At 68.4% G+C, this 22,778-nt stretch carries 28 protein-coding genes; 13 read left to right on the plus strand and 15 right to left on the minus strand.

The annotated features are described in order from the left end of the window. Positions 1 to 139: 139 nt before the first annotated feature. A complete protein-coding gene (locus DYE23_RS15970; protein ID WP_099961657.1) occupies positions 140 to 1,129 on the plus strand; it encodes an SDR family NAD(P)-dependent oxidoreductase in 990 nt (329 codons plus the stop codon). Here the strand turns inward: DYE23_RS15970 and DYE23_RS15975 are convergent. Beyond that, positions 1,126 to 1,755: a TetR/AcrR family transcriptional regulator gene (locus DYE23_RS15975; RefSeq protein ID WP_115327616.1), complete on the minus strand. Its 630-nt coding sequence runs from the start codon at positions 1,753 to 1,755 to the stop codon at positions 1,126 to 1,128. The two genes, DYE23_RS15970 and DYE23_RS15975, sit on opposite strands and share 4 nt — an antisense overlap. Before the next feature lie 93 nt (positions 1,756 to 1,848). After that, the gene (locus tag DYE23_RS15980; RefSeq protein ID WP_115327617.1) at positions 1,849 to 2,715 is read right to left on the minus strand and encodes a peptidoglycan recognition protein family protein; all 867 of its coding nucleotides are present in this window, start codon (positions 2,713 to 2,715) and stop codon (positions 1,849 to 1,851) included. A gap of 122 nt (positions 2,716 to 2,837) precedes the next feature. Here DYE23_RS15980 and DYE23_RS15985 point away from each other — a divergent pair, with 122 nt between their 5' ends. Then, positions 2,838 to 3,323, plus strand: a complete 486-nt coding sequence (locus DYE23_RS15985; RefSeq protein ID WP_115327618.1) for an SRPBCC family protein — start codon at positions 2,838 to 2,840, stop codon at positions 3,321 to 3,323. 43 nt (positions 3,324 to 3,366) lie between these two features. On the opposite strand, the gene DYE23_RS15990 is transcribed toward DYE23_RS15985, so the two are convergent. The 3 genes from DYE23_RS15990 to DYE23_RS16000 all read right to left on the minus strand — a co-directional run bounded on the left by DYE23_RS15990 (position 3,367) and on the right by DYE23_RS16000 (position 5,420). Beyond that, entirely contained in the window at positions 3,367 to 3,603 is a 237-nt protein-coding gene (locus DYE23_RS15990) for a DUF8129 domain-containing protein (protein ID WP_115327619.1), read from the minus strand. Positions 3,604 to 3,676: 73 nt separating this feature from the next. Beyond that, positions 3,677 to 4,258, minus strand: a complete 582-nt coding sequence (locus tag DYE23_RS15995) for a hypothetical protein (protein ID WP_115327620.1) — start codon at positions 4,256 to 4,258, stop codon at positions 3,677 to 3,679. Between the two features lie 13 nt (positions 4,259 to 4,271). Further along, entirely contained in the window at positions 4,272 to 5,420 is a 1,149-nt protein-coding gene (locus DYE23_RS16000) for a zinc-dependent alcohol dehydrogenase (RefSeq protein ID WP_011894025.1), read from the minus strand. Positions 5,421 to 5,722: 302 nt separating this feature from the next. On the opposite strand from DYE23_RS16000, the gene DYE23_RS16005 reads away from it, so the two are divergent. Further along, positions 5,723 to 6,121 (plus strand): nuclear transport factor 2 family protein, encoded by a 399-nt coding sequence (locus tag DYE23_RS16005; RefSeq protein ID WP_011894024.1) that lies wholly within the window; start codon positions 5,723 to 5,725, stop codon positions 6,119 to 6,121. 13 nt (positions 6,122 to 6,134) lie between these two features. Here DYE23_RS16005 and DYE23_RS16010 read toward each other — a convergent pair whose 3' ends face one another. Further along, positions 6,135 to 6,959: an alpha/beta fold hydrolase gene (locus tag DYE23_RS16010; RefSeq protein WP_011894023.1), complete on the minus strand. Its 825-nt coding sequence runs from the start codon at positions 6,957 to 6,959 to the stop codon at positions 6,135 to 6,137. 116 nt (positions 6,960 to 7,075) lie between these two features. Between DYE23_RS16010 and DYE23_RS16015 the strand changes: the two genes are divergently transcribed. Together DYE23_RS16015 and DYE23_RS16020 are read left to right on the plus strand one after the other, a co-directional pair. Continuing rightward, on the plus strand, positions 7,076 to 7,384 hold the full coding sequence (locus tag DYE23_RS16015) for a hypothetical protein (protein WP_011894022.1): 309 nt from the start codon (positions 7,076 to 7,078) through the stop codon (positions 7,382 to 7,384). 14 nt (positions 7,385 to 7,398) lie between these two features. After that, positions 7,399 to 8,211 (plus strand): siderophore-interacting protein, encoded by an 813-nt coding sequence (locus DYE23_RS16020; RefSeq protein ID WP_011894021.1) that lies wholly within the window; start codon positions 7,399 to 7,401, stop codon positions 8,209 to 8,211. Between the two features lie 2 nt (positions 8,212 to 8,213). Here the strand turns inward: DYE23_RS16020 and DYE23_RS16025 are convergent, their stop codons facing one another. Both DYE23_RS16025 and DYE23_RS16030 read right to left on the minus strand, forming a co-directional pair. After that, positions 8,214 to 9,047, minus strand: a complete 834-nt coding sequence (locus DYE23_RS16025) for an acyl-CoA thioesterase domain-containing protein (RefSeq protein ID WP_013471541.1) — start codon at positions 9,045 to 9,047, stop codon at positions 8,214 to 8,216. Between the two features lie 47 nt (positions 9,048 to 9,094). Next, positions 9,095 to 9,577 (minus strand): TspO/MBR family protein, encoded by a 483-nt coding sequence (locus DYE23_RS16030; protein ID WP_013471540.1) that lies wholly within the window; start codon positions 9,575 to 9,577, stop codon positions 9,095 to 9,097. A gap of 64 nt (positions 9,578 to 9,641) precedes the next feature. Between DYE23_RS16030 and DYE23_RS16035 the strand changes: the two genes are divergently transcribed. Together DYE23_RS16035 and DYE23_RS16040 are read left to right on the plus strand one after the other, a co-directional pair. Continuing rightward, positions 9,642 to 10,328: a P1 family peptidase gene (locus tag DYE23_RS16035; RefSeq protein ID WP_099961655.1), complete on the plus strand. Its 687-nt coding sequence runs from the start codon at positions 9,642 to 9,644 to the stop codon at positions 10,326 to 10,328. Between the two features lie 40 nt (positions 10,329 to 10,368). Next, positions 10,369 to 11,808 (plus strand): MFS transporter, encoded by a 1,440-nt coding sequence (locus tag DYE23_RS16040; RefSeq protein WP_115327621.1) that lies wholly within the window; start codon positions 10,369 to 10,371, stop codon positions 11,806 to 11,808. On the opposite strand, the gene DYE23_RS16045 is transcribed toward DYE23_RS16040, so the two are convergent. Next, a complete protein-coding gene (locus tag DYE23_RS16045) occupies positions 11,805 to 12,233 on the minus strand; it encodes a type II toxin-antitoxin system Rv0910 family toxin (protein WP_011894016.1) in 429 nt (142 codons plus the stop codon). The genes DYE23_RS16040 and DYE23_RS16045 overlap by 4 nt on opposite strands. A 310-nt stretch (positions 12,234 to 12,543) precedes the next feature. Here DYE23_RS16045 and DYE23_RS16050 point away from each other — a divergent pair, with 310 nt between their 5' ends. From DYE23_RS16050 to DYE23_RS16065, 4 genes are all read left to right on the plus strand, one after another. Further along, positions 12,544 to 13,701, plus strand: a complete 1,158-nt coding sequence (locus tag DYE23_RS16050) for an ABC transporter ATP-binding protein (RefSeq protein ID WP_049777431.1) — start codon at positions 12,544 to 12,546, stop codon at positions 13,699 to 13,701. Positions 13,702 to 13,770: 69 nt separating this feature from the next. Then, the gene (locus DYE23_RS16055; RefSeq protein WP_011894014.1) at positions 13,771 to 14,952 is read left to right on the plus strand and encodes a polyamine ABC transporter substrate-binding protein; all 1,182 of its coding nucleotides are present in this window, start codon (positions 13,771 to 13,773) and stop codon (positions 14,950 to 14,952) included. Between the two features lie 6 nt (positions 14,953 to 14,958). After that, positions 14,959 to 15,834 (plus strand): ABC transporter permease, encoded by an 876-nt coding sequence (locus DYE23_RS16060; protein ID WP_115327622.1) that lies wholly within the window; start codon positions 14,959 to 14,961, stop codon positions 15,832 to 15,834. Then, positions 15,831 to 16,688: an ABC transporter permease gene (locus tag DYE23_RS16065; protein WP_011894012.1), complete on the plus strand. Its 858-nt coding sequence runs from the start codon at positions 15,831 to 15,833 to the stop codon at positions 16,686 to 16,688. The genes DYE23_RS16060 and DYE23_RS16065 overlap by 4 nt, the downstream gene beginning before the upstream one ends. Before the next feature lie 75 nt (positions 16,689 to 16,763). Here DYE23_RS16065 and DYE23_RS16070 read toward each other — a convergent pair whose 3' ends face one another. The 4 genes from DYE23_RS16070 to DYE23_RS16085 are packed head-to-tail and all read right to left on the minus strand — an operon-like array spanning position 16,764 to position 19,580. Continuing rightward, positions 16,764 to 17,111: a nitroreductase/quinone reductase family protein gene (locus tag DYE23_RS16070; RefSeq protein ID WP_115328997.1), complete on the minus strand. Its 348-nt coding sequence runs from the start codon at positions 17,109 to 17,111 to the stop codon at positions 16,764 to 16,766. A 20-nt stretch (positions 17,112 to 17,131) separates the two neighbouring features. Further along, positions 17,132 to 17,998, minus strand: a complete 867-nt coding sequence (locus tag DYE23_RS16075; RefSeq protein WP_011894010.1) for an EamA family transporter — start codon at positions 17,996 to 17,998, stop codon at positions 17,132 to 17,134. Positions 17,999 to 18,055: 57 nt separating this feature from the next. Further along, positions 18,056 to 18,895: an enoyl-CoA hydratase-related protein gene (locus tag DYE23_RS16080; protein WP_115327623.1), complete on the minus strand. Its 840-nt coding sequence runs from the start codon at positions 18,893 to 18,895 to the stop codon at positions 18,056 to 18,058. Positions 18,896 to 18,926: 31 nt separating this feature from the next. Continuing rightward, positions 18,927 to 19,580 carry an MBL fold metallo-hydrolase gene (locus DYE23_RS16085; protein WP_235660589.1) on the minus strand — a complete coding sequence of 218 codons (654 nt, stop codon included), beginning with the start codon at positions 19,578 to 19,580 and terminating at the stop codon, positions 18,927 to 18,929. Between the two features lie 111 nt (positions 19,581 to 19,691). Here DYE23_RS16085 and DYE23_RS16090 point away from each other — a divergent pair, with 111 nt between their 5' ends. Continuing rightward, positions 19,692 to 20,639, plus strand: coding sequence for a DoxX family protein (locus tag DYE23_RS16090; RefSeq protein WP_011894007.1), 948 nt, complete (start codon positions 19,692 to 19,694; stop codon positions 20,637 to 20,639). Positions 20,640 to 20,726: 87 nt separating this feature from the next. Here DYE23_RS16090 and DYE23_RS16095 read toward each other — a convergent pair whose 3' ends face one another. Further along, a complete protein-coding gene (locus DYE23_RS16095; RefSeq protein ID WP_115327625.1) occupies positions 20,727 to 21,458 on the minus strand; it encodes a DUF4333 domain-containing protein in 732 nt (243 codons plus the stop codon). A gap of 85 nt (positions 21,459 to 21,543) precedes the next feature. Between DYE23_RS16095 and DYE23_RS16100 the strand changes: the two genes are divergently transcribed. After that, the gene (locus tag DYE23_RS16100; RefSeq protein ID WP_115327626.1) at positions 21,544 to 22,431 is read left to right on the plus strand and encodes an SCO6745 family protein; all 888 of its coding nucleotides are present in this window, start codon (positions 21,544 to 21,546) and stop codon (positions 22,429 to 22,431) included. Between the two features lie 7 nt (positions 22,432 to 22,438). Here the strand turns inward: DYE23_RS16100 and DYE23_RS16105 are convergent, their stop codons facing one another. Then, positions 22,439 to 22,765 (minus strand): YnfA family protein, encoded by a 327-nt coding sequence (locus DYE23_RS16105; protein WP_011894004.1) that lies wholly within the window; start codon positions 22,763 to 22,765, stop codon positions 22,439 to 22,441. Positions 22,766 to 22,778 lie beyond the last annotated feature (13 nt).

A 22,778-nucleotide genomic window follows, 5' to 3' on the forward strand; every position in this document is an offset into this window, starting at 1 on the left:
GGCCAAGGTATAGCAGCGGCCGGTCCGCCACCGGCAGATCGGCCGAAAAACTTGACGGCCGTCAAGTGGGGCGGCGTGATCGTGTGTGTACCCGCCGTCAACTGCGGGTAGCCTCCGACTCGGCATCGACGGAGGGCAGATGAAGGTACTGATCACTGGAGGCACGGGGTTCGTCGGCGCTTGGACGGCCAAAGCCGCCCAGGACGCGGGACATCAGGTGCGGTTCCTCGTCCGCAACCCGGACCGGCTGACCACCAGCGCCGCCGAGATCGGCGCCGACATCAGCGACCACGTGATCGGTGACATCGCCGACGGCGAGGCCACTGCCGCGGCACTGGACGGCTGTGATGCCGTGATCCACTGCGCGGCAATGGTCTCCACCGACCCGAGTCGCGCCGATGAAATGCTGCACACCAACCTTGAGGGCGCGCGCAACATCCTCGGTGGGGCCGCGCACGCAGGCATCGACCCCATCGTGCACGTGTCGAGCTTCACCGCACTGTTCCGCCCCGACCTCGACCGGCTCCACGCGGACCTGCCCGTCGTCGGCGGCAGCGACGGCTACGGCAGGTCCAAGGCCGCCGTCGAGGCGTACGCGCGCGGCCTGCAGGACGGCGGCGCGCCGGTCAACATCACCTACCCGGGAATGGTGCTCGGGCCGCCCGCAGGCGATCAGTTCGGCGAGGCCGCCGATGGCGTCGAGGCGTCGGTGAAGATGCGCGGCGTACCCGGACGGGGTGCCGGCTGGATCGTGATCGACGTGCGCGACCTCGCCGACCTGCATGTCGCGCTGCTCGAACCGGGGCGTGGACCCCGCCGTTACATGGCAGGAGGACAACGGGTTTCGGTGTCGGAGCTGGCCTCGATGATCGGCGACGCCGCCGACCAGTCGATCCTGGTGTACCCGGTACCCGATGTGGCACTGCGCAGCGCGGGCCGCCTTCTCGACGTGGTCGGTCCTTACCTGCCGTTCGAGACTCCGATCAACTCCGCGGCCATGCAGTACTACACCCAGATGCCGGAATCCGACGACACCCCCGGTGCCCGCGATTTCGGTCTGACCCAGCGGGACCCCGCCGTCACGATCGCCGACACCTTCGCCGGGCTGCGCGCGGTCGGACGACTCTAGGAGGTCGCAGGGCGAGGCCCGGCGAGCACGCCGCGCAGCACGAGGTCGGCCAGCTGCGTGGCCGCGGCATCGAGATCGGTGACCTTGCGGACGACGACCGCGTACCAGGCGGCGCCCGCCACCACGTCCATCACCGTGTCCGCGTTCACCGATGGGCGGACGGTGCCGTCCGCGACGGCGTCGCCCAGTTGACCGGCGAGCTGCCGGCGCGCCGCGGCTTCCAACCGTTCATCGATCAGCTTGCGCATCGCCGGTTGCAGGCGCAGATCGTCGAGAAGACCCGGGACCGCTTCCCGGACAACAGGATCCGCATGCATCTCCAACGCGCCGCGACACATCCGGGTGACCTCGGCGACGATGTCGTCGCAGGAGGCCGGTGCGGGATCGGGAAACGCCGCCTCGTGGATGAGGTGCGCCTTGGATCGCCAGCGCCGGTAGATCGCGGGCCTGCCCACCTTCGCTGTCGCGGCGATCAGATCGATCGAGGTCGCGGAATAGCCGCGCGTGACCAGCAGCGTGCGAGTGGCCGCCAGCACCGCATCCTTGATCGCCGGATCGCGGCGGGCACCCCGCGGTTGCCGGGAGGACACCCGCGCGGGCGCCACACCGATTGCCTGGTTGACCATGGACGCTTCCCTTCCGGGTTGGGTCGCCCCAGTCTGACATACCTTAATTGTCGCCGCAGTCAGTAAGGCGGAAACAGGTCGGACCGCACGCCGTCAGCCGGCATCGGACTCGGGGTCGACCAGGCGGAGCCGCAGGGCGGCGGCGGTGGCAGGTCCGACGACCCCGTCGACCTTCAATCCCGCTGTGCGACGCTGGAATTCGCGGACTGCGGCCTCCGTGTCCGGGCCGTAGACGCCGTCGATCCGCAGATCGCCGGCATACGCGGCGTAGGCGTGCTTGAGCCGGCGCTGGAGTTCGGCGACCTGCGGTCCGCGTGACCCCCGGTAGAGCAGCACCTCGGCGTACTTACCCACCGGGACGGTGGGACGGGGCCTCGGTCCACCGCCGACGGATCCGATCCGCGCCGCGACATCGCGCCGCAACCGGTCCATGTCGATCCCGCCAGGGTCCCATTTGCCCTGGGCGCGGCCGGCGTACTCCTTGTGCCCGATCGTCCGCGTTGCGGGCACTCCCAGCCGCCGGCAGATCGCCGCGCAGCAGCCGATCAGCGCGACGTACTGGGCGTCGGGCCAGTTACGCCGATGGGGCGCAGTGGGACTCGTGCCGGAGTTCGCGCATTCGATGCCGATGGTGTGCCAGTTGCCCATGTTCGCCGGCAGCCACGGGTACATCCCCACGCCGGCGTGCCACGCGACCCCGGCGGCGACGACGGTGACCGTGCCGTCGCGCGCGATGTGCAGTTGCGACAGCGGGCCCGCGAGGTCGGGCCGCCCACGGGCGATGGACTCCGCCGACGCGGTGTCCGACCCGGTGTGGTGGACCATCACCCCGCGGATGTCCTTGAAGTCGCCGTGGCCGCGGTTGCGCCAGCCGGGGAATTCGACGACGTCGAGTCCTTCGGCGCGCAGGACCTCGGCCAGCCAGACCGGGTCGCCGCGCCACCCACCGGGCTGTGGCATGCGGTGACACCTCCTGAAGACGCCGTGGCGACCATGAAAGCACGACCACGCTACCGAGCACGCGGGGCCAGTCCCGATCCTGTGAGTGGTTTGTCCGGTCTGCGGAGGGGTAGCCGCACATCGTGTCGACAGAACCAGACGAAATCACCAGTTCACCGATCGTGCGCCGCGAGACGTCGGCGTCGAGGCAACGCGTGTGGTCCGTCCTGGCCGACGGCTGGACGTATTCCCAGTGGGTGGTGGGCAACAGCCGCATGCGGGCCGTCGATCCGGACTGGCCGCAGCCCGGCAGCACGATTCATCACTCGATCGGGGTGTGGCCCGCAGTGATCAACGACAGCACCGTGGTCGAGTCGTGCACGCCCGAGCGCGAACTCGTCTTGGTCGCGAACGGGCGACCCCTCGGCAAAGCCCGGATCACGCTGCGCCTCCATGATCTGGACGGCGGCGGATGTCTGATCGAGATGGCCGAGGTGCCGGTGTCCGTCCCGATGAAGTGGCTTCCCGACTCCCTGGCCCTCGCGGGGGTTTTTCCGCGCAACCGCGAGACCACGTGGAGGCTGGCCGCCATCGCGGAGCGACGTACCGACGACGACGTCGTCAACTAGGCGAAGTCGTCAACTAGGCGAGGTCGTCAACTAGGCGAGGTCGTCAACCAGGCGTTCTGTCGGCGCCCGGCGCGTTGCTCGGATCTCCCGAGGACGGCTCCGCCCCCGACTGGAGCTCACTCAGCCGGGCCTCGAGGATCTGGAGAACCGGCACCCGCGCCGCGTGTCCGGCCTCGTAGGTCAGCACGGCGGTCAACTGCTCCTCGTCCAGCCCCCGCAACCGGTGTTGCAGGTCCCCGAGGGTCAGTTGGTCGTAGTCGGCCAGGGGCAGTTCTGTCATCGGTGTGTCCCGTCTCCTCGTCGACGACCGCATCGATCGCCGTCGTCAGACATCATTGCCTGCTCGCCGGTCACTAAACCCTTCGCCGCGAACGCACGACGCGGGTGACGGCCGCAGCCAGAACCAGCCACGGCGCGCTGACGACGAACGTGTCGATCCAGGTGTGCTTGACGTCGGTGCGACCCCGACCGATCCGCGAACTCAGCCCGTTCCGCGTCACCTCCGCGCGCAGACCCATTTCGCTCACCGGGTTGTCCGGACGTCCGCGCAGCAACGCGATCACCCGGTGTTCGGCGACGTCGACACGATCAGCGAAGAGCAGGATGAGCCAGTGCGCGGCGCGCCCCTCGCTGTAGCGGTAAGCGAATCTCCTGAGTGTCCCGGACGCGCCGCGAAGCGGTTGCGCCGTACCGAATGCCGGCGTGAGGACCCGGTGTTCTATCGATCGCTCGCGGGGCACCGTCTCCGCCTGTCGATCAGGGAACTCCCAGTGCGCGCCGGCGTTCAGATCGCGACGCAACTTCGGCACCGAGGGCCGATCGCTCGGGTCGAGGTCGGCTCCCCACCCCGGGATCGTGGCCCGCAGGTGCTCGACGTCGGGGCGCGGCGGATGCGCCGCGGTGTAGACGGGCAGGTTCTGTTCTGGACTGGCCATGGCGTCTCCCGGGTCAGTTGGTGTTCATGACGACGACGGGCTTGATGCAGTCGTCGAGTTTGGACGAGAACATGTGGTAGCCCTCCGCGATCTCGTCCAACGGAATGTGATGGGTGACAATGTCACTGGGCGTAAGGTAGCCCTGCTGGATATGTGACAGGAGCCGCGGCCACTGCCGTTTGACGGGGCACTGGTTGGCGTTGATCGTCAGGCCCTTGTTCATCGCGTCGCCGAACTTCACAGCGCTGAACATCGGACCGTAGGCGCCGACGACCGACACCGTTCCCCCTTTGCGCACCGAGTCGATGGCCCAGTTCAACGCGACGGGTGAGCCGCCCTGCAGCTTCAGCTTCGCCGAGGTGACATGCATCAGCGCGTTGCCGTCGGCCTCGGCGCCCACGGCGTCGATGACCACATCGGCGCCGAGATACCCTGTGGCCTTCTTCATTTCGACGACGATGTCGTCGTACTCCACGAAGTTGTACGTCTCGGCATGGGCGAACGACTCGGCCTTCTTCAGTCGGTAGTCGAGATGGTCGACGACCAGCACACGGCCCGCGCCCATCAACCACGCGGACTTCGCCGCGTACAGTCCGACCGGACCGGCTCCGAAGACGATCACCGTGTCGCCTTCGACGATGTCGCCCAGCTGCGCCCCGAAGTATCCGGTGGGCAGTGCGTCGGTGAGCATCAGCGCGTCGTCGTCGCCGAGCCAGTCCGGGATCAGAACGGGGCCCACGTCGGCGAACGGAACCCGGACGAACTCGGCCTGCCCGCCGTCGTAGCCGCCGCAGGTGTGGGAGTACCCGTAGATGCCGCCGACCGCTGTGGCATTGGGATTCACGTTGTGGCAGTTGGAGTACAGTCCGCGCGCGCAGAAGTAACAGGACCCGCAGAAGATGTTGAACGGCACCATCACCCGGTCCCCGGGCTGCAGATTCTGCACCGACGACCCCACCTCGTGCACGGTGCCGATGAACTCGTGGCCGAAGGTGTGTCCGACGCGCGTGTCGGGCATGAGCCCGTGATAGAGGTGCAGGTCCGAACCGCAGATCGCCGCCCTCTGCACGCGCACGATCGCGTCGTTGGGATGTTCGAGGGACGGGACGTCCTTCTCCTCGACGCGCACCTTGTACGGGCCGCGGTACGTCATCGCCTTCATATCGGCCTTCCTCTGTCTTTCCTCTTCGGCAAGCTGGGGGCGGGGCGCCCACCACCCACCAGTTGGCGCCCCGCCCATCGGCAGTTGGTCTGTGGGTCTTGTCCGAGTCGACGGCGTCGGCGCGCTCGACCCTCACTGCCGCCGCGGCATGTTCTCAGCGGCGGCTTGCTGCCGGATACCCGACCACCGCCCCTCAAACCCCGACAGGGGCGGTGAATATGGCACGGACGTCATGACGTGGGTGCGATACCGTTTCCCTGCCTGGTGCGACGACGTGATCCAGGTAGAGACGAGGTCGCGTGATGCAGTCATTCCGGCAGGCCGTGGAGGCACGCGACGAGGTCGCGATCGAAGCACTTCTCGCCGACGACGTCGTCTTCACCAGCCCGGTGGCGTTCAAGCCCTACGAGGGCAAGCCGATCACCGCGGCCATACTCCGGGGTGTCATGCGGGTGTTCGACGATTTCCGCTACACCCGCGAGATCATCGACGGCAACGGGCGGGACCATGCGCTGGTGTTCGAGGCCACGGTGGACGGGAAGAAGATCACCGGCTGCGACTTCCTGCACCTCGACGACGAGGGCCTGATCGACGACTTCATGGTGATGGTTCGCCCGCTGTCGGCGGCGACCGCGCTCGCCGAGGCGATGGGAGCGCAGTTCGACCGCATCCAGCGGGAAGCTGTCGAACGCAGCAGCTGACCGCGCCGGACGCTCAGGAGCGGATGAACTCCAGCAGATCTGCGTTGATCACGTCGGCGTGCGTCGTCGGCATCCCGTGCGGAAAACCGTTGTAGGTCTTGAGGATGCCGTTCGGTAGCAATGCCGCCGACAGCGGCCCGGCGTCGTCGTACGGAACGATCTGGTCGTCGTCGCCGTGCATCACCAGCACGGGAATCCGGATCTTTTGGAGGTCTTCGGTGAAGTCCGTCTGCGAAAACGCGACGATCCCGTCATAGTGCGCCTTCGCGCCGCCCTGCATGCCCTGCCGCCACCAGTTCGCGATGATCCCCTCGACCGGTTCGACGCCCTCGCGGTTGAATCCGTAGAACGGCCCCTCGGGCACCGCTCGGTAGAAGCCCGCCCGGTTGGTGGCGACCTGGTGCTGAAAGTCGTCGAACACCGACTTCGGAAGCCCGCCGGGGTTGGTGTCGGTCTGCACCATCAGTGGCGGCACGGCGGAGATGAGCGCCGCCTTCACGGCCCGGTCCTCCCCATGGCGCGCCAGGTACCGGACGACCTCACCCCCTCCGGTCGAGTGGCCCACGTGCACGGCGTCATGGAGGTCGAGGTGCTCGACGACCGCCGCGAGATCGTCGGCATAGTGGTCCATGTCGTGCCCGTCGTCGACTTGGCCGGAGCGCCCGTGCCCTCGGCGGTCGTGGGCGACGACACGGTAGCCGTGCCCGAGAAAGAACATGAGCTGGGCATCCCAGTCATCGGCCGACAACGGCCAGCCGTGACTGAAGACGATCGGTTGTCCCGAGCCCCAGTCTTTGTAGAAGATCTCGACGCCGTCCTGGGTCGTGATGGTGGGCATGGCCGGAGAGTACTCCGGAAGTCGGCCGCAGGCCGGCCGTAGAACCTGACGGAACGCGCCGGCAGACGTCTCCGTATCGCGGCCGCGGACACCGCGACGGCGGTACGATCCCACGCGTGTGGACCGCGCGCGTGTTGGCAACCGTCGGGTTGTCGTTGATGACTCTCGGCCTCTCTCTCTTTCCGCAGACCCCGGAAGCCTCGGCCGATGTCTGCGGTTCGATCGGCGGTCGCCATGTCTCGGTGAACGCCTGCGGCAACGTGGCGGACGCGATCGCCCCGTGGGTCCCGCCTCCCGCCGCATACGCGCCGCTGCCCGAGGACTACAACGCCGCGCCGCCGCCTCCACCACCGCCTCCCCCGCCCCCGAACGTCAGCGTGTGCGCGAACGTCGGAAGGCGGATCTCCGTGAGCGGCTGCATTTAGCTAACCTCGTCCGGGTGTCGTTCTCGCCTGCCTCCGTCGTCGAGACCGCCCTGCTGAACAGTCGCTTGAGGCGCATCGTGCTTGAGGTCGACAATCCAGCAGTCCTCGACGTCAAGCCGGCCGGCGATTCCGCGGTCGGCGTGTACTTCGACGTCGACGACCATCCCGGCGGCGCCGGCCGCAACTATTCGGTGCGCCACCAGGACGGCCGGCTGCTCACCCTCGATGTCGTGCTGCACTCCCGCGGTCCCGGTACCGAATGGGCGTCCGAGGCCGCCGCCGGTGATCGTGTCGTGCTCGATCACGCACGTTCGTGGTACCGGCCGCCGCCCCGCACCGATTGGCAGCTTCTCGTCAGCGACCTCTCCGGACTGCCCGCCACCGCGCGCATCGTCGAGCAGTTGCCGCGGGACGCCGTCGCGCTCGTGGTCGTCGAGGTCGCTGCGTCCGAGGACCTCGAGTACCTGCCGGGGCATCCCAATGTCACTGTGTTACCGAGCATCGGGACCGGAAACGGTGCTGCGGCAAGCACACTCATGAGCACTGTCGGAGACCTCGAGCTGCCCGCCGGCCACGGCTACTGCTGGTTCGCCGGTGAAGCCGCCGAATCCCGCGCGGTACGGAAGTATCTGCGCAGCGAAGGTTGGACGATCGAGCAGTACGACATCACCGGATACTGGCGACTCGACTCCGAGGCGTGGGACGCCCGATTCGCCGAGGTCGTCGATGACGTCCTCCCCGTCTACGAGCAGGCGCTCACAGCCGGCAAAGGCGACAAAGCGGCCTTCGAGGAATTCGACGAGGCCTGCGAGCGGATCGGTCTCTGAACCTACTCGTAGCTGATGTTGCCCAGGCCGAAATCTCTTGTGGAGAAGTCGATCTGGGCAGCGGGGTTCGCGATCGCGGTCGTCATCCCCGCCCCGAACGGGCCTCGGCTGTCGAAGAGCGTCGCAGTTCCGACGGCGAGACCGTCGGCGGCGTGGTGGGAGTCGGCCTGGATACCCACCCAGTCGTCGACGGGCAGGCGCGACAGTGCGACCGTCAGGTCGCCGTTGATGTAGCCGATGCCGGCGGTGCCCAGATTGGTGACCAGGCTGGTCGCCTCGGCGACCATCGCGGCGCGGACGAACGGCGAATTGGTCTCCCCGGCAACCACTCTGATGCCGTCGTTGTAGAAGCGCTTCCGTGACGCGTTCTGGTGCGCGGCGGGCGAGCGCGTCCAGCCCACGTCGTCCGAGCCGACGAACGGTGGCACCGAGCCGTCCGGATCCGGCGGCTGCGCCAGGACGGGTCCGGGCTCCCACAGCTCCCCGGGAGGCGGCGAGGACGGCCGGTACTGCACGAGGCTAGCCTTGGCGACCGGCCGACCGTCCTGAACCACCTCGCATTCGGCGACACGCACCCGGTGGCCGTCGCGCACCACGGCGATGTTCAGCGTCGTCGGCGCGTTGCGCGCGGCGCGGAACAGGTCCACCGTGAGTCGCACCGGACGCAGGTCGGCAGACCCGCAGTCCATCTCCAGCCCGCGCGCGGCGAGCCCCACGACCGCCGGGCCGTTGAGATGATCCGAACCCCAATGACTCTGGGCGTACTTCGTCGGGATGAAGCCGCGCCCGTCCACGGTGAAGTGTGCGGGCTCGGGATCGTCAGTGGATTGCTGCACGCCAGTAGTAGACCGTGCCGCCGCCACCGACGCAGCGCCGGGGTCACTCAGCGGTTGAGCAACCAGATCCGGGTCGACAGCGCCGTCGCGAACGCGCACCACAGCGGGTACGCCGCCAGCGCGATCCCGGCCGGAGGGTTCACCGCACCCGCGCGCCGGGTCAGGTCGGCGCTGCTGACGGCCAGTGCGCCGGCCAGGGCGGCAGCCGGCCCCAACTGACGTCGATTGAAGAACACCCAGCTCCAGCCGGCATTGAGGGCCAGATTCACGGCCAGAGCCCGGGTGTAGGCACGCGCCTGATCGGTGTCGCCGCGGTCGTGCAGCGTGTCGAGTGTGGACGCCGACACCGCGGCGATATCGGAGTACAGGATGTTCCACGCGATGGGAAAGGCCTTCGGAGGCGGCTGAAAGCCGGGCTTGCGCAGACGCTTGTACCAGGTCGACTGGACGGCGGGCCCGGTCGCCAACCCGCCGAGGGCGGCGGCGGCGAACGATCCGCCCGCTGTCTTGGCAAGGGCCGAAAGACGCATCGCTGGTCCTTTCCACTGAAGCCGACTCTGTACTGAACCGGCAGTTCCCGGTACCCCGTTCCCGGTGTCGATAACCCCGGACGTCGCTGTTGGGGTCGACCGGAGGGTGCCCCGCGGGCGTCACGGGGTCGGGCAGCCGTGTGCGGCCGGCTGGTACTCACTCAACGGCAACGGCACCGCGTCCCGGATCGTCCCGTACGGATCCCGTACCTACACGGTCGCGGCATTCGTTCAGGCGAATTTCGGCGCCCGCGCCGAACTGACCATCGCCGGTCGCCACGTCGGTACGGAGATGCTCGACGACAATCCCCTCGACGGGGACTGGTTCGCCCGCGATCTCGACGGGGCGCCCCCCGGCGCGGGGTCCGTCATCGCCGTCATCGCCACCGACGCGCCCCTGCTGCCCGGTCAGTGCAGAGCGCTGGCCCGGCGCGTGCCGCTGGGACTGGCCCGCACCGGGACCACCGGCAGTCACTTCTCGGGTGACATCTTCCTGGCGTTCTCCACCGCCGAGGCCTCCGGTCTGGCCAGTGCATTTCCGCTCGGGCCGCCCGGCGAGGACGAACTCGGCACGATCTCGTTTCTGCCGTGGGGCCGGATGGACACGGTGTACGCCGCCGTCGTGCAATCGGTCGAGGAGGCGGTGCTCAACGCGCTCGTCGTCAACACCGACATGGTCGGCCGCGACGGCCACCGGTCGCCCCGCCTCCCGCTCGACCGGTTAACCGAATTGCTGGGTGGCAGGCCATAATCGACGCGAACACCAAGACAAGCTAACGATCGGAGCTCAGGTGCAGCAGACGGTCCGAAGGCCGCGCCTGCTGGTCATCGGGCTCAGCATCGTCGTGCTCACCGTCGCCGTGTTGCAGACCGCGGTGGTGCCGGTGCTCGGCGTGATCGCCGAGCAGCTCGACGAGTCGACCTCGGCAGTCAGCTGGGCCGTGACGGCGAATCTTCTCGCCGCCGCCGCCGCGACGCCGTTGATCGGTCGCCTCGCCGACCTCTACCGCAAGAAGCGGGTGCTTCTTGTCGTGCTCGCAGTGGTGCTGGTCGGCTCCGTGCTGGCCGCCACCACGTCCTCACTCCCGTGGCTCATCGTCGCGCGGGTGTTGCAGGCCGCGTCGTTCGCGCTCTACCCGATCTGCATCGCAATCCTCAGAGAAGAGATCGATCCGGACCGCATGGTGTCGGCGATGGCCGTGCTGTCGGGAACGCTGGGCTTCGGCGGCGGCACCGGACTGGTGGTGGTGGGGCTGTTGATGCACGGCGACGCCGGCTATCACCGGGTCTTCTATCTGACCACCGCGTTCACGGTGGTGGTCATCATCATCGTGGCGACGCTGGTGCCCAATCGCGCACGCACCACCTCCGGGTCGATCGACTGGTTCGGCGCCGTCGGACTCGCCGTGGGACTGTCGGCCCTTCTGCTGGCGATCACCCAGGGCAACACCTGGGGCTGGGGGTCGCCGCGCACACTCGCCTGCCTGGCCGGAGGCATCTCGGTGCTGATCGCGTGGTGGATGTGGGAGAAACGGGCCACCCGCCCCCTGGTGTCCACCCGGATGCTGGCGCGACGCTCGATGCTGTTCACCAATCTGGCGACCATCTTCGTCGGGATGGGGCTGTACTTCGCGTTCCTCGGCCTGACGGTGTTCGTCCAGGTGGACCGGTCGGTGGCGGGCTACGGGTTCGGTGCGACAGTGCTGGAGGCCAGCGTGGTCTACCTGCTGCCGGGTGCGCTGACGGGCTTCGTGGTCGCGCTGATCAGCGGTCGGTTCATCGACAGGTACGGCGCACGGCCGGTGCTGATGGTCGCCGCGGTCGCGGGCATCGCCGGTTTCGTGCTGATCGCGTTCGCCCATTCGGCGCCGTGGCAGGTGATCACGGCCAACATCCTGGCCAACGCCTACATCAGCCTGGGCTATGGCGCGTTGCCCGCGCTCATCGTCGGCGACAGCGACGCGGGCGAGACCGGGGTGGCCACCGGCATGAACGCGATCGCGCGCACCGTGGGCAGTTCGATGGCGGCCGCGCTGGTCGCGGTCCTGCTCAGCCGCACCACCGCGGTCGGCACACCGATGGAGAGCAGTTTCACGATCATCTTCCTGGGTGGCGCCGCGACGGCCGTGCTCGTGATGCTGCTGATCGCGGCCTCGCGTCCGCGGGCGCAGAGCGTGCCGTCAGAGGAGGCGCGCTACGAATCGCGCGCGATGAACCACGAGTGGGGCTAGCTGAGCGCGGCGAGATTGCGCACCGAGCGGTCGACGTCACCCTTGATCACCCGGGCGACGACATTGCCGACCGGTGTGGACAGCAGGCCACCGCTCAGATCGGCGATGACGCCGAAGGACGACCCGTCGCCCTGGGGTTCGACCTGCATGGTCAGCGCGATACAGACCCCGCCCCGGCCGTTTCCGACGAGCTCGATCTCCTTCGGTTCGTCGTAGCGGGTCACGCGCCAGTGAATAACGTTGCGGAATCCCTTGACCTTGATCAAAGACGACACCTGCGTGTCGACCTCGATCTCGGCGGGCACCTCGCTCTTCCAGCCGGCGAAGATCGTCAGCCACTCACCGAAGCGCTTCAGATCGGAGGCGAGCTCCCACGCCGCCTCGGGGCTCAGATCGGACGTCACGGATACATCGACAGTCGCCATGCTTTCTCACTACCCCACCCGATCAGCGACGTAAACGACACCGAACCGGGACTCACGCCTGGAAAACTGCACGGTGCGGGGTCACCTCAGCCGGCCGGACGCCCCGGCCCGGTGGTTGCAGCGCGCGCTCGGTGGCGCGGATTCTCTCGTTTGAGACCCCGGCGGACATGGATTCCATTGTGGATATGTAAATTCGTTGCGGAATCGCTTGCGAAGGACCGCCGAATCGGCGATTGTTTACCCACAGCCGGGGGGCAGTATTGAGGAGGATGGGGCTCTGACCCGCGCACACACGGCCACTGGCCACGGGATCGGACAGGGCGCCGCGTCCACCAAGGGCGGCCCGGTCATCGAGATCGATCACGTCACGAAACGCTTCGGGGACTATCTCGCCGTCTCCGACGCCGACTTCTCCATCGCCTCGGGCGAGTTCTTCTCGATGCTCGGCCCCTCCGGATGCGGCAAGACCACCACTCTGCGCATGATCGCCGGCTTCGAGACCCCGTCGGAAGGGGCGATCCGGCTCGAAGGCGCCGACGTCTCCAAGACTCCCCCGAACAAGCGCAACGTCAACACGGTGTTCCAGCACTACGCCCTGTTCCCGCACATGACGGTGTGGGACAACGTGGCCTACGGACCGCGCAGCAAGAAACTCGACAAGGGCGAGATCCGCAAACGTGTCGACGAACTCCTGGAGATCGTGCGGCTCTCCGACTTCGCCGAGCGCAAGCCCGCCCAACTCTCCGGCGGGCAGCAGCAGCGGGTGGCGCTGGCACGCGCGTTGGTGAACTACCCGAGCGCCCTGCTGCTCGATGAACCGCTCGGCGCCCTCGACCTCAAACTGCGGCACGTGATGCAGTTCGAACTCAAGCGGATCCAGCGCGAGATCGGCATCACGTTCATCTACGTGACGCACGACCAGGAGGAAGCGCTGACGATGAGTGACCGCATCGCGGTCATGAACGCCGGCAACGTCGAACAGATCGGTACCCCCACCGAGATCTACGACCGGCCCGCGACGGTTTTCGTCGCCAGCTTCATCGGCCAGGCCAATCTGTGGGCCGGCCGCCAGACCGGCCGCACCAACCGGGACTTCGTCGAGATCGACGTCCTGGGGTCGACGCTGAAGGCCAGGCCGGGCGAGACCACGATCGAGCCGGGCGGCCACGCGACGCTGATGGTGCGCCCCGAGCGGGTGCGCGTGTCGATGGACGCCCCCACCGGCGACGTCGCCGGCGTCCGGGCCACGGTGTCGGATCTGACCTTCCAGGGTCCGGTGGTGCGACTCTCACTGGCCGCACCGGACGACTCGACGGTGATCGCCCACGTCGGCCCGGAGCAGGACCTGCCTCTGCTGCGCCCCGGCGACGAGGTCTACGTCAGCTGGGCGCCCGATGCCTCGCTGGTGCTGCCCGGCGCCGACATCCCCACCACCGAGGATCTCGAAGAGATGCTGGACGATTCCTGAGCTCTACCCGGGCGTCTGCGCCCACCGACCCCCTTCCCCCTCCCGGAGCCGACGAAAGGCACGCCACCAATGTCCCGTGACATCGACCCTCAGTTGCTCGCCCAGTTGACGGCACGACGGACCTCGCGCCGTCGCTTCATCGGTGGCAGCGCCGCCGCGGCGGCGGGTCTGACGCTCGGCGCGTCGTTCCTGGCGGCCTGCGGATCGTCGGACACCGGAACCTCGGGCACCACCGACGACGGCGGACCCGCCAGCGGCACCCTGCGGATCTCGAACTGGCCGCTGTACATGGCGGACGGGTTCGTCGCCGCATTCCAGACCGCGTCGGGCATCACGGTCGACTACAAAGAGGACTACAACGACAACGAACAGTGGTTCGCCAAGGTCAAGGAGCCGCTGTCCCGCAAGCAGGACATCGGCGCCGACCTCGTGGTTCCCACGGAGTTCATGGCCATCCGGCTGCACCAGCTCGGCTGGCTCAACGACATCAGCGACGAGGGCGTCCCGAACAAGAAGAACCTGCGCCCCGACCTCATGGAGGCCAGCGCCGACCCGGGCCGCAAGTTCAGCGCCCCGTACATGTCCGGCCTCGTCGGGCTTGCCTACAACAGGGCCGCGACCGGACGCGACATCAGCTCGATCGACGACCTGTGGGATCCCGCGTTCAAGGGCCGGGTGAGCCTGCTGTCCGACACCCAGGACGGGCTCGGGATGATCATGCTGTCCCAGGGCAATTCGCCCGAGAACCCGTCGACCGAATCGGTACAGCGCGCCGTCGACCTCGTGCGTGAGCAGAACGACCGGGGCCAGATCCGCCGCTTCACCGGCAACGACTACGCCGACGACCTCGCCGCGGGGAACATCGCTGTGGCACAGGCCTATTCGGGTGACGTGGTGCAGCTGCAGGCCGACAACCCGGACCTGCAGTTCATCGTCCCGCAGTCCGGTGGCACCACGTTCCTCGACACCATGGTGATCCCGTACACCACGCAGAACCAGAAGGCCGCCGAGGCGTGGATCGACTACGTCTACGACCGCGCCAACTACGCCAAGCTGGTGGCCTTCACCCAGTTCGTTCCGGTGCTGTCCGAGATGACCGAGGAACTGGAGAAGGTCGATCCCGCCGCGGCCAGCAACCCGTTGATCAACCCGCCGGCCGACGTCCTGGAGCGGTGCAAGAGCTGGGCCGCGCTGACCGACGAGCAGACGCAGGAGTTCAACACCGCGTACGCCGCAGTCACCGGTGGCTGACGCACGATGGCAGGCGTAGCCACCAGCAGCCGTCAGCGGAGCAAGATCGCCCCGTATCTGATGGTCCTGCCGGCGCTCGCATACCTGGCGATCTTCTTTGTGGTGCCGTTCTATTCGCTGGCGCGCACCTCACTGTCGGAGACCGCCGGCTCGGTGTTCATGCCGACGCTGACCTTCGCCTGGGACTTCGGCAACTACGTCGACGCGTTCACCCTCTACCGGGAGCAGATCTTCCGGTCGTTCGGCTACGCGTTTGTCGCCACGCTGCTGTGCCTGCTGCTCGCGTTCCCGCTGGCGTACGTAATCGCGTTCAAGGCCGGTCGTTTCAAGAACCTGATCCTCGGCCTGGTCATCCTGCCGTTCTTCGTCACGTTCCTGATCCGCACGATCGCGTGGAAGACGATCCTCGCCGATGAGGGCTGGCTGGTCAGCGCGCTGGGCGGTATCGGGTTGCTGCCCGAGGAGGGCCGGTTGCTGTCCACCAGCTGGGCGGTGATCGGAGGCCTGACCTACAACTGGATCATCTTCATGATCCTGCCGCTCTATGTGAGCCTGGAGAAGATCGACCCGCGTCTGATCGAGGCGTCGAAGGATCTGTATTCGTCGACGCCCCGGGCGTTCGGCAAGGTGATCCTCCCGCTGGCGATGCCCGGCGTGCTGGCGGGCAGCATGCTGGTGTTCATCCCGGCGGTCGGCGATTTCATCAACGCCGACTATCTGGGCAGTACGCAGACCACGATGATCGGCAACGTGATCCAGAAACAGTTCCTGGTGGTCAAGGACTACCCGGCAGCGGCGGCGCTGAGCCTGGGATTGATGTTCCTGATCCTCGTCGGCGTGCTGCTCTACACCCGCGCCCTCGGTACGGAGGACCTGGTATGACGACGCAGGCCGGTGCCGCCCTGGCGACCGCGGCGCAGCAGGATCCGGCCCCGAAAAAGGTTCGCACCGGACCCAATTGGGGCGATCTGCTGCTGCGGGTCGCCGCGGGACTGGTACTGCTGTACCTGTTTCTGCCGATCTTCGTGATCATCCTGTTCTCGTTCAACAAGCCGGCAGGAAAGTTCAACTACAGCTGGCAGGGTTTCACGCTGGACAACTGGCTCGACCCATTCAAGTACCCGGCGCTGACCGAGGCGCTCAAACTCAGCCTGAACGTGGCCGCGGTGTCGACGGCAGTCGCGCTGGTGCTCGGCACTCTGGTCGCGATCGCGCTCGTGCGGCAACGCTGGCGTGGGCAGCGCGCGGTCGACACCTTCCTGATCCTGCCGTTGACGGCGCCCGAGGTGGTGATGGGTGCGGCGCTGCTGACACTGTTCCTGGACTTCAACACCGCCGCCGGATACACGACGATCGTGTTGTCGCACATCGCGTTCGAGGTCAGCTTCATCGCGATGACCGTCCGGGCGCGGGTGCGCGGTTTCGACTGGACGTTGGAGGACGCGTCGCTGGATCTCGGCGCGAGCCCGACCCGCACGTTCTTCAAGGTGACGCTGCCGCTGATCGTGCCCGGCATCGTGGCGGCGGCGATGCTGTCGTTCGCGCTGTCTCTCGACGACTTCATCATCACGTACTTCGTCAGCGGCTCCGAGGTCACCTATCCGCTGTACGTCAACGCGGCGGTCAAGGCTGCGGTGCCGCCGCAGATCAACGTGCTCGCCACGGCGATCCTCGTCGTGAGCCTTCTCCTCCTGGCGATCGGAACGCTCTACCGCCGTAAGAAGATCGACATCTGAGGCATCTCCCCCACCGTGGGTCCTGTGCACGCTTTCCGGCTGTTCGGCGTGCACGAGGCCCACGGTCGGCGGTCCCTATAGCGTGACGGTGACGGTGACGCGCCCTTTCTCGTCACGGCGGGCGACCGCGTGGCCGGTGCGGTCGGCGCCGCCGAAATCGCGCAGCGTCAGCGAGCCCCCGTCGCCGGTGAAATTGCGCCACCACGTCTTGCTGTCCGGAGCCATCACCCGGATGACGACCCTGTCCCCGGAGCGCTGATAGTTGACCGGGGTTTCGAAGGTGCGCCCCGAGCGCCGGCCCGTGTACCGGATGACGACCATGCTGCGCCGTATCAGCGGCCCGACGATCGGAGCGTCCATCAGCCGGGCCGCTCCGGTGTTGAGGATGCCGACGACCGGTGACGCGAAGATTCCTCTGGACATGCGTTTCACGGTAACCGGGCTCAGCCGACTTCGAGAGGCACCGGTGCAGCCCGTGCCCCGGTGCGGGCGGCGCCGACTCCCGCGGCGACCACCAGGCAGATGCCCACCAGCCCGAATGGGCCGGGGACCTGGTCGAGCACCACGAATCCGAGCAGCATCGCGAACGCCGGCTCCAACGCCATCAGCGTGCCGAACGCCGCGGTGGTGAGGCGTCGAAGTGCCAGAAGCTCCAACGCGAACGGAACCACCGGCAGCAGGACGGCCAACCCCAGACCGATGAGCAGAATGTGCGGCGTCACCCGCTCGATCACCGTCGGACCCACCGTCAGCGTCGCCACGAGCCCGGCCACCGGCATGGACACCGCGAGCCCGTTGATGCCGGCGACCGCGTCTCCCACCTTCTGGGTGAGCAGGATGTACCCCGCCCAGCACGCCGCGGCCGCAAGAGCGAACGCGACACCGACCGGGTCGACCGCGCCGGTCCACGGTTCGGTGAGCAGCAACACGCCCGCGGCGGCCAGTCCCGGCCAGGCCCATCGACCCCGGCCCCGGCCGCGTGCGACCGCGACACCGAGGGGACCGAGGAACTCCAGAGCGCTCGCGGTACCGAGCGGGATGCGGTCGAGGGCGGCCATGAACAACAGCGTGATCGCCGCGGTGACAACGCCCAGCACCACACACATCAGAAAGCTGTTGCGGGTGAACGCCGTCCGCCGCGGACGGACGATGATCAGGAACAGGATCCCGGCCCACGCCAGGCGGAGCCAGGCGACACCTTCCACGCCGATGTCGTCGATCAGGGTGACCGCGACGGCGAGACCGAGCTGCACGCACAGCATCGCGGCCACGGCCATGAGTGCGCCGGTGCGCGCCTGATCTGTCGGCATCACTGCATCTAACGGGATGCCGACCCTCGCAGTCCACGCGGTTTCTCGGTGCGCCGTTCAGGAATCCGAGCGCCCGGATCCCTCTCGGTCGATGTGCGGGACGGGCTCCCATTCCTGCGCGACCGAGGCGCTCCATCGCGGCGTGCGTCGTTCCAGGAACGCGGCGACGCCCTCGCGCGCGTCCGCACCACCCATCACCCGGTGGTGCAGTTCGGTCTCCAGCCGCGCGACCTGGCGGGCGGTGTAACCCCTGGACATGGTGTCCCACAGCAGCCGTTTACTCAGCGCGGCGGACATCGGCGCGACGTTGGTCGCGATGTCGACGGCGGTGGCCAGCGCGGAGTCGAGCACCTCGGCGGCGGGCAGTGCCCGGGTCGCGATGCCCATCGCACCGGCCTCGGCGCCGTCGAATGTGCGTCCCGTCAGCAGCAGATCGGCCGCGACGGCGCCGCCGACCAGGTGCGGCAGCGTCCAGTGCGACATGCAGTCGCCCAGCACACCCCGACGCGCCTGTGCCACAGCATATTTCGCGTCGATCGCCATGATGCGCAGATCGGCCTGCAAGGCGATGGTCAGTCCGATGCCGATCGCGTGACCGTTGACCGCGGCGATCACCGGCGTCCGTAGTTCGAATGCGGCCGGATCCGTCGGGGACGCGGTGAACTCCTCGTCGGCACCGCTGAACGGCCCCGCCGGGACGGCGAGATCCGCACCGGCACAGAACGAGTCCCCCGCGCCGGTCAGCACGATCGCGCGGACACCGTCATCGTCATCGCACTCGCGGTAGGCCGCGTTGAGCAGCCGGCCCATCTCCGCGGTGTACGCGTTGCGCCGGCGCGGGCGGTTCAGCGTAAGGACTGCGACACCGTCGGCGAGGTCGACGGTCAGGTCGGTCATGCGCCGAACCTACCGACTCTTCGCCCGGCCGTCACCGCCCCGCCAGCCATTGCGCCTGGCGGCGCACGAACGCCGCGTCGACGACCGCGCCGTGGCCCGGAACGTAGATCCCCGATTCGCCACCGGCGTCGACCACCCGCTGCAGGGTGGCGGGCCAGGCCGCCGGGTCGGACTGGTCGTCGACACACGGCTCACCGGACTCCTCGACAAGGTCTCCGCAGAACACCACGGTGTCCTGCCCGTCGGTGACCGCCGCGATCAGATCGTGTCCGGTGTGCCCCCGGCCGGGGTGGCTGATCCGCACGACGACGCCGGCGAGTTCGACGGTGCCGTACGGCACGGCGACGGCGGGCGGGACCGCTGCGGTCAGGGCGTCGTCGACCTCCTGCGGGTCCGCGCCGTACCTCAGCGCGTCCGACCGCAGCCACTCCCGCTCATGCAGCGCCGCGGTGACCTCGGGTGAGCAGAACGTCTGTGCACCGTCGAACACCGGGTGGCCGAGGACGTGGTCGAAGTGATGGTGGGTCAGCACCAGATGGGTGACCGCACAGCCCGTGAGCTCGGAGACGTCGGCTGCCACCGCTCGCGCCTCGGTCAGCGTCGTTCCGCAGTCGATGACGACCGCCGCACCGTCGGAGTGCACGACACCGACCGTCACATCGCAGAACGGCAACCGGCACCTCATCACATGCCTCGTCAGCCGCTCCCAGACCAGCTCCGACACCCTGGCAAGTTACTGCAGAAAGCGGGTGTGAGCGGGGGTTTGCCACTCCGTGCGCCTGGGAACACAGGCCCCATGTTGATCCGACGTGTTGCGCGCCCCATGCTGTCCGCAGTGTTCATCTCGCGGGGCGTGGATGCCCTGCGCAGTCCGAAACCCGCGACCGACGCCACCCGCCAGACGCTCGAAGAGCTCAGCAAGCTCCCCGACCCGGTCGGCACGAAGGTGCCGGTGCCGTCGAACGCCGAGACCGTGGCGAAGGTGACCGCCGCCGTTCAGATCGGTGGCGGCCTTCTCCTGGCGACCGGCAAGCTGCCGAGGTTCGCCTCCGCGGCGCTGGCGCTCAGCGTCGTCCCCGGCTCGCTCGGCGGCCACTCGTTCTGGAACGAGGTCGATCCGCAGCGTAAGGCTGAGGAACGCCGCGCGTTCATCACCGACGTCAGCCTCATCGGTGGCCTGATCATCGCCGCGGTCGACACCGAGGGCAAACCGTCGCTGGGTTGGCGCGGGCGTCGCGCCGCGCGCAAGGTCTCCGAGACCGTCGCGGCCGCGCTGCCGGCCGGGGCCGCGGCCGGCAGTTCCCTCACCGACAGCGCGTTCGCCGAGAAGGTCGGACACGGTCTGCACGTCGGTGCCGAGCGGGGCCGCGAGCTGGCGCATGTCGCCGGCGAGCGGGGATCCGAACTCGCCGAGGTCGCCCGTGAGCGTGGCGGAAAGTGGGCCGAGGTGGCCCGCGAACACGGCGGTGAGCTGGCCGAGATCGCCCGGGAGCGCGGCGCCGAGCTTGCCGAGGTTGCGCGCGACCGCAGCGCCGTCCTCGCCGAGCGGGCCCGCGACCGCGCACCCGAACTGGCCGACGTGGCACGCGACCGCGGCACCGAGTGGGCGGAACTGGCGCGCGACCGCGCCGAGCTGGCGCGCGAGCGCGCGGCGGTGCTTGCCGACACTGCCGGTAAAGAGGCCAAGAAGGTCAGCAAGGAAGCCAAGAAGCAGGCGAAGAAGCAGCAGCGACGCGTGCGCTGACCCTTCGGGTGACGACCACACAGATCCGCGGATTCACTCTCGAATCCGCGGATCTGTTGTCTTGCCGCATGTCACCGCGCACGCGCGTCAGCCGCGCGGGGCGTAGCTGTAGTCGATCTTGGTGCCGTCGACCGAGGTGACCGTCAGGATGAACGCCGCCCGGTCCGCCCCGTCGACGACGGCACAGTCCACGGTGTTTCCCGGTCGGCCCTCCAGGTCGCCGGTGCATGTCGCCGAATCCGGACGGCTACCGATGTGGCGCGCGAGCTCATCGAGGAGGGACTCCTCGACCTCGGCCTTGGTCAGGATCGGGATCAGGTCGAACGTCATCATCAGCCCGTCGACGCCCGTGACCTCAGCGGTCCGTCGCACGGTGACCCCGGCGAGGGTGACGTCGCACTGCGCAGACTCCCCCATCTGTCCCAGCAGACCCGACTGGCACACCACCCGCGCGCTCGGTGAGACGCCGGCCTCGGCCAGCCGCGCCACACCACGCTCGAGTTGCTCCTTCGACAGGGCGGGAAGCAGTTCGTAGCCGATGCGGTCGCCCTCGACATCGGTGACGGTGACGATCGGCTCGAAGCTGTTGGTCGGCCCCAGCACGACCTCGCAGCGCGCTGTCCGGCCGATCTCACCGACCAGCGGATCCCTGCAGGTCACCGACTGCGGCGTGGCCCCGGCCTCCACGAAACGGGCCGTGATGTCGGCCTGCAGATCCGCGGTGGCGACCGCGGGCACCTCGTCGGCGACCTGCGCGCCGCATCCGGCGGTCACAGCGATGAGCACCAGTACGGCACAGCGCCCGAGGACCTTCCTCACATGGTGTCCCGTCGCAGGTAGGGAGGTTTGCAGGCGACGCTAGCAGAGAGCCCGTCAGCGCCGACGGCGATGGTGTTTTACTGCGATGGTGCCCAGAAACGCCATGACAGCCCGTCGTCTGCACGACCGCATCGAGCCCGTCCACGCCGTCACCTACTTCGCACCGGAAGCCCGGTCCGCGCTCGACGCGCTCGGCTACCGCGGCTTCTGGGCGGGATACTTCGCCGCGCGCTCCGCACCGCTGGGACCGGTGCCCGCCGAGGTCGTCACCGCCGCCTTCTACAACTTCGCACCCGAGCGCGTCGCCAAAGCCGTGCCGGGGGTGTGGGATGTCGCCCCGCCCTCGGAGGCACTGGCCGCCCGCCGGGAGTCCGCGGTGGCGGCGTTGCAGCGCTCGGGGGTCGAGGACGGTGAGGCCGCGGTGGTGGCCGATCTGGTCGCCAAGGCGGTCGACGAAGTGACCCCCGACGGTCGGGTGCTCTACGGCGCCAACCGGTCGCTGCCCTGGCCGACCGAACCGCTGGCACGCCTGTGGCACGCGAGCACCCTGTTGCGCGAGCACCGAGGGGACGGGCACGTCGCCGTCCTCACCGCCGATGGGGTGTCCGGACGCGAATGCAACCTGCTCCATGCCGCGGCAGGGCGAGTGCCGAAGGAGATGATCATGCGGGCGCGCGACTACGACGACGAGCAGTGGGACCGCCACATGGGGGCGCTGCAGCAACGGGGTGTTCTGGACGCCGACGGCGAACTGACCGACGAGGGCCGAAACCTCAAGCAGCACATCGAGGATCGGACCGACACGATCGCGCTGGGTGCGCTCGACGCTCTCGACGACGGTGAGGTCGAATCGCTCTTCCAGGCGCTGACCCCCATCGCCCGCAAGGTCGTCGCCGCCGGCGACGTCCCGGCCGGGACCCCGATGGGGTTGAGCCGCGACGATCTCGACGACGGCAGCGCCCACCTGAGCTGAGCGCCGCTCAGCGCGGCGCGTACATGATCAGCACGACGCCGAGAAGACACACCGCGGCGCCGGTGATGTCCCATCGGTCGGGCCGGAACCCGTCGGCCACCATGCCCCAGATCAGGGAGCCGGCGACGAACACGCCGCCGTAGGCGGCCAGTACCCGGCCGAAGTTCGCGTCGGGCTGGAACGCGGCGACGAAGCCGTACGCGCCGAGCGCGAGCACACCGGCGCCCACCCAGAGCCAACCGCGGTGTTCGCGGAACCCCTGCCAGACCAGCCAGGCTCCGCCGATCTCGAGAACGGCGGCGAGCACGAACAGCAGCGCAGATTTGACGACCACGTCCCACAGCGTG

Origin of the sequence: Mycolicibacterium gilvum, assembly GCF_900454025.1 — a bacterium.
Lineage (GTDB): Bacteria > Actinomycetota > Actinomycetes > Mycobacteriales > Mycobacteriaceae > Mycobacterium > Mycobacterium gilvum.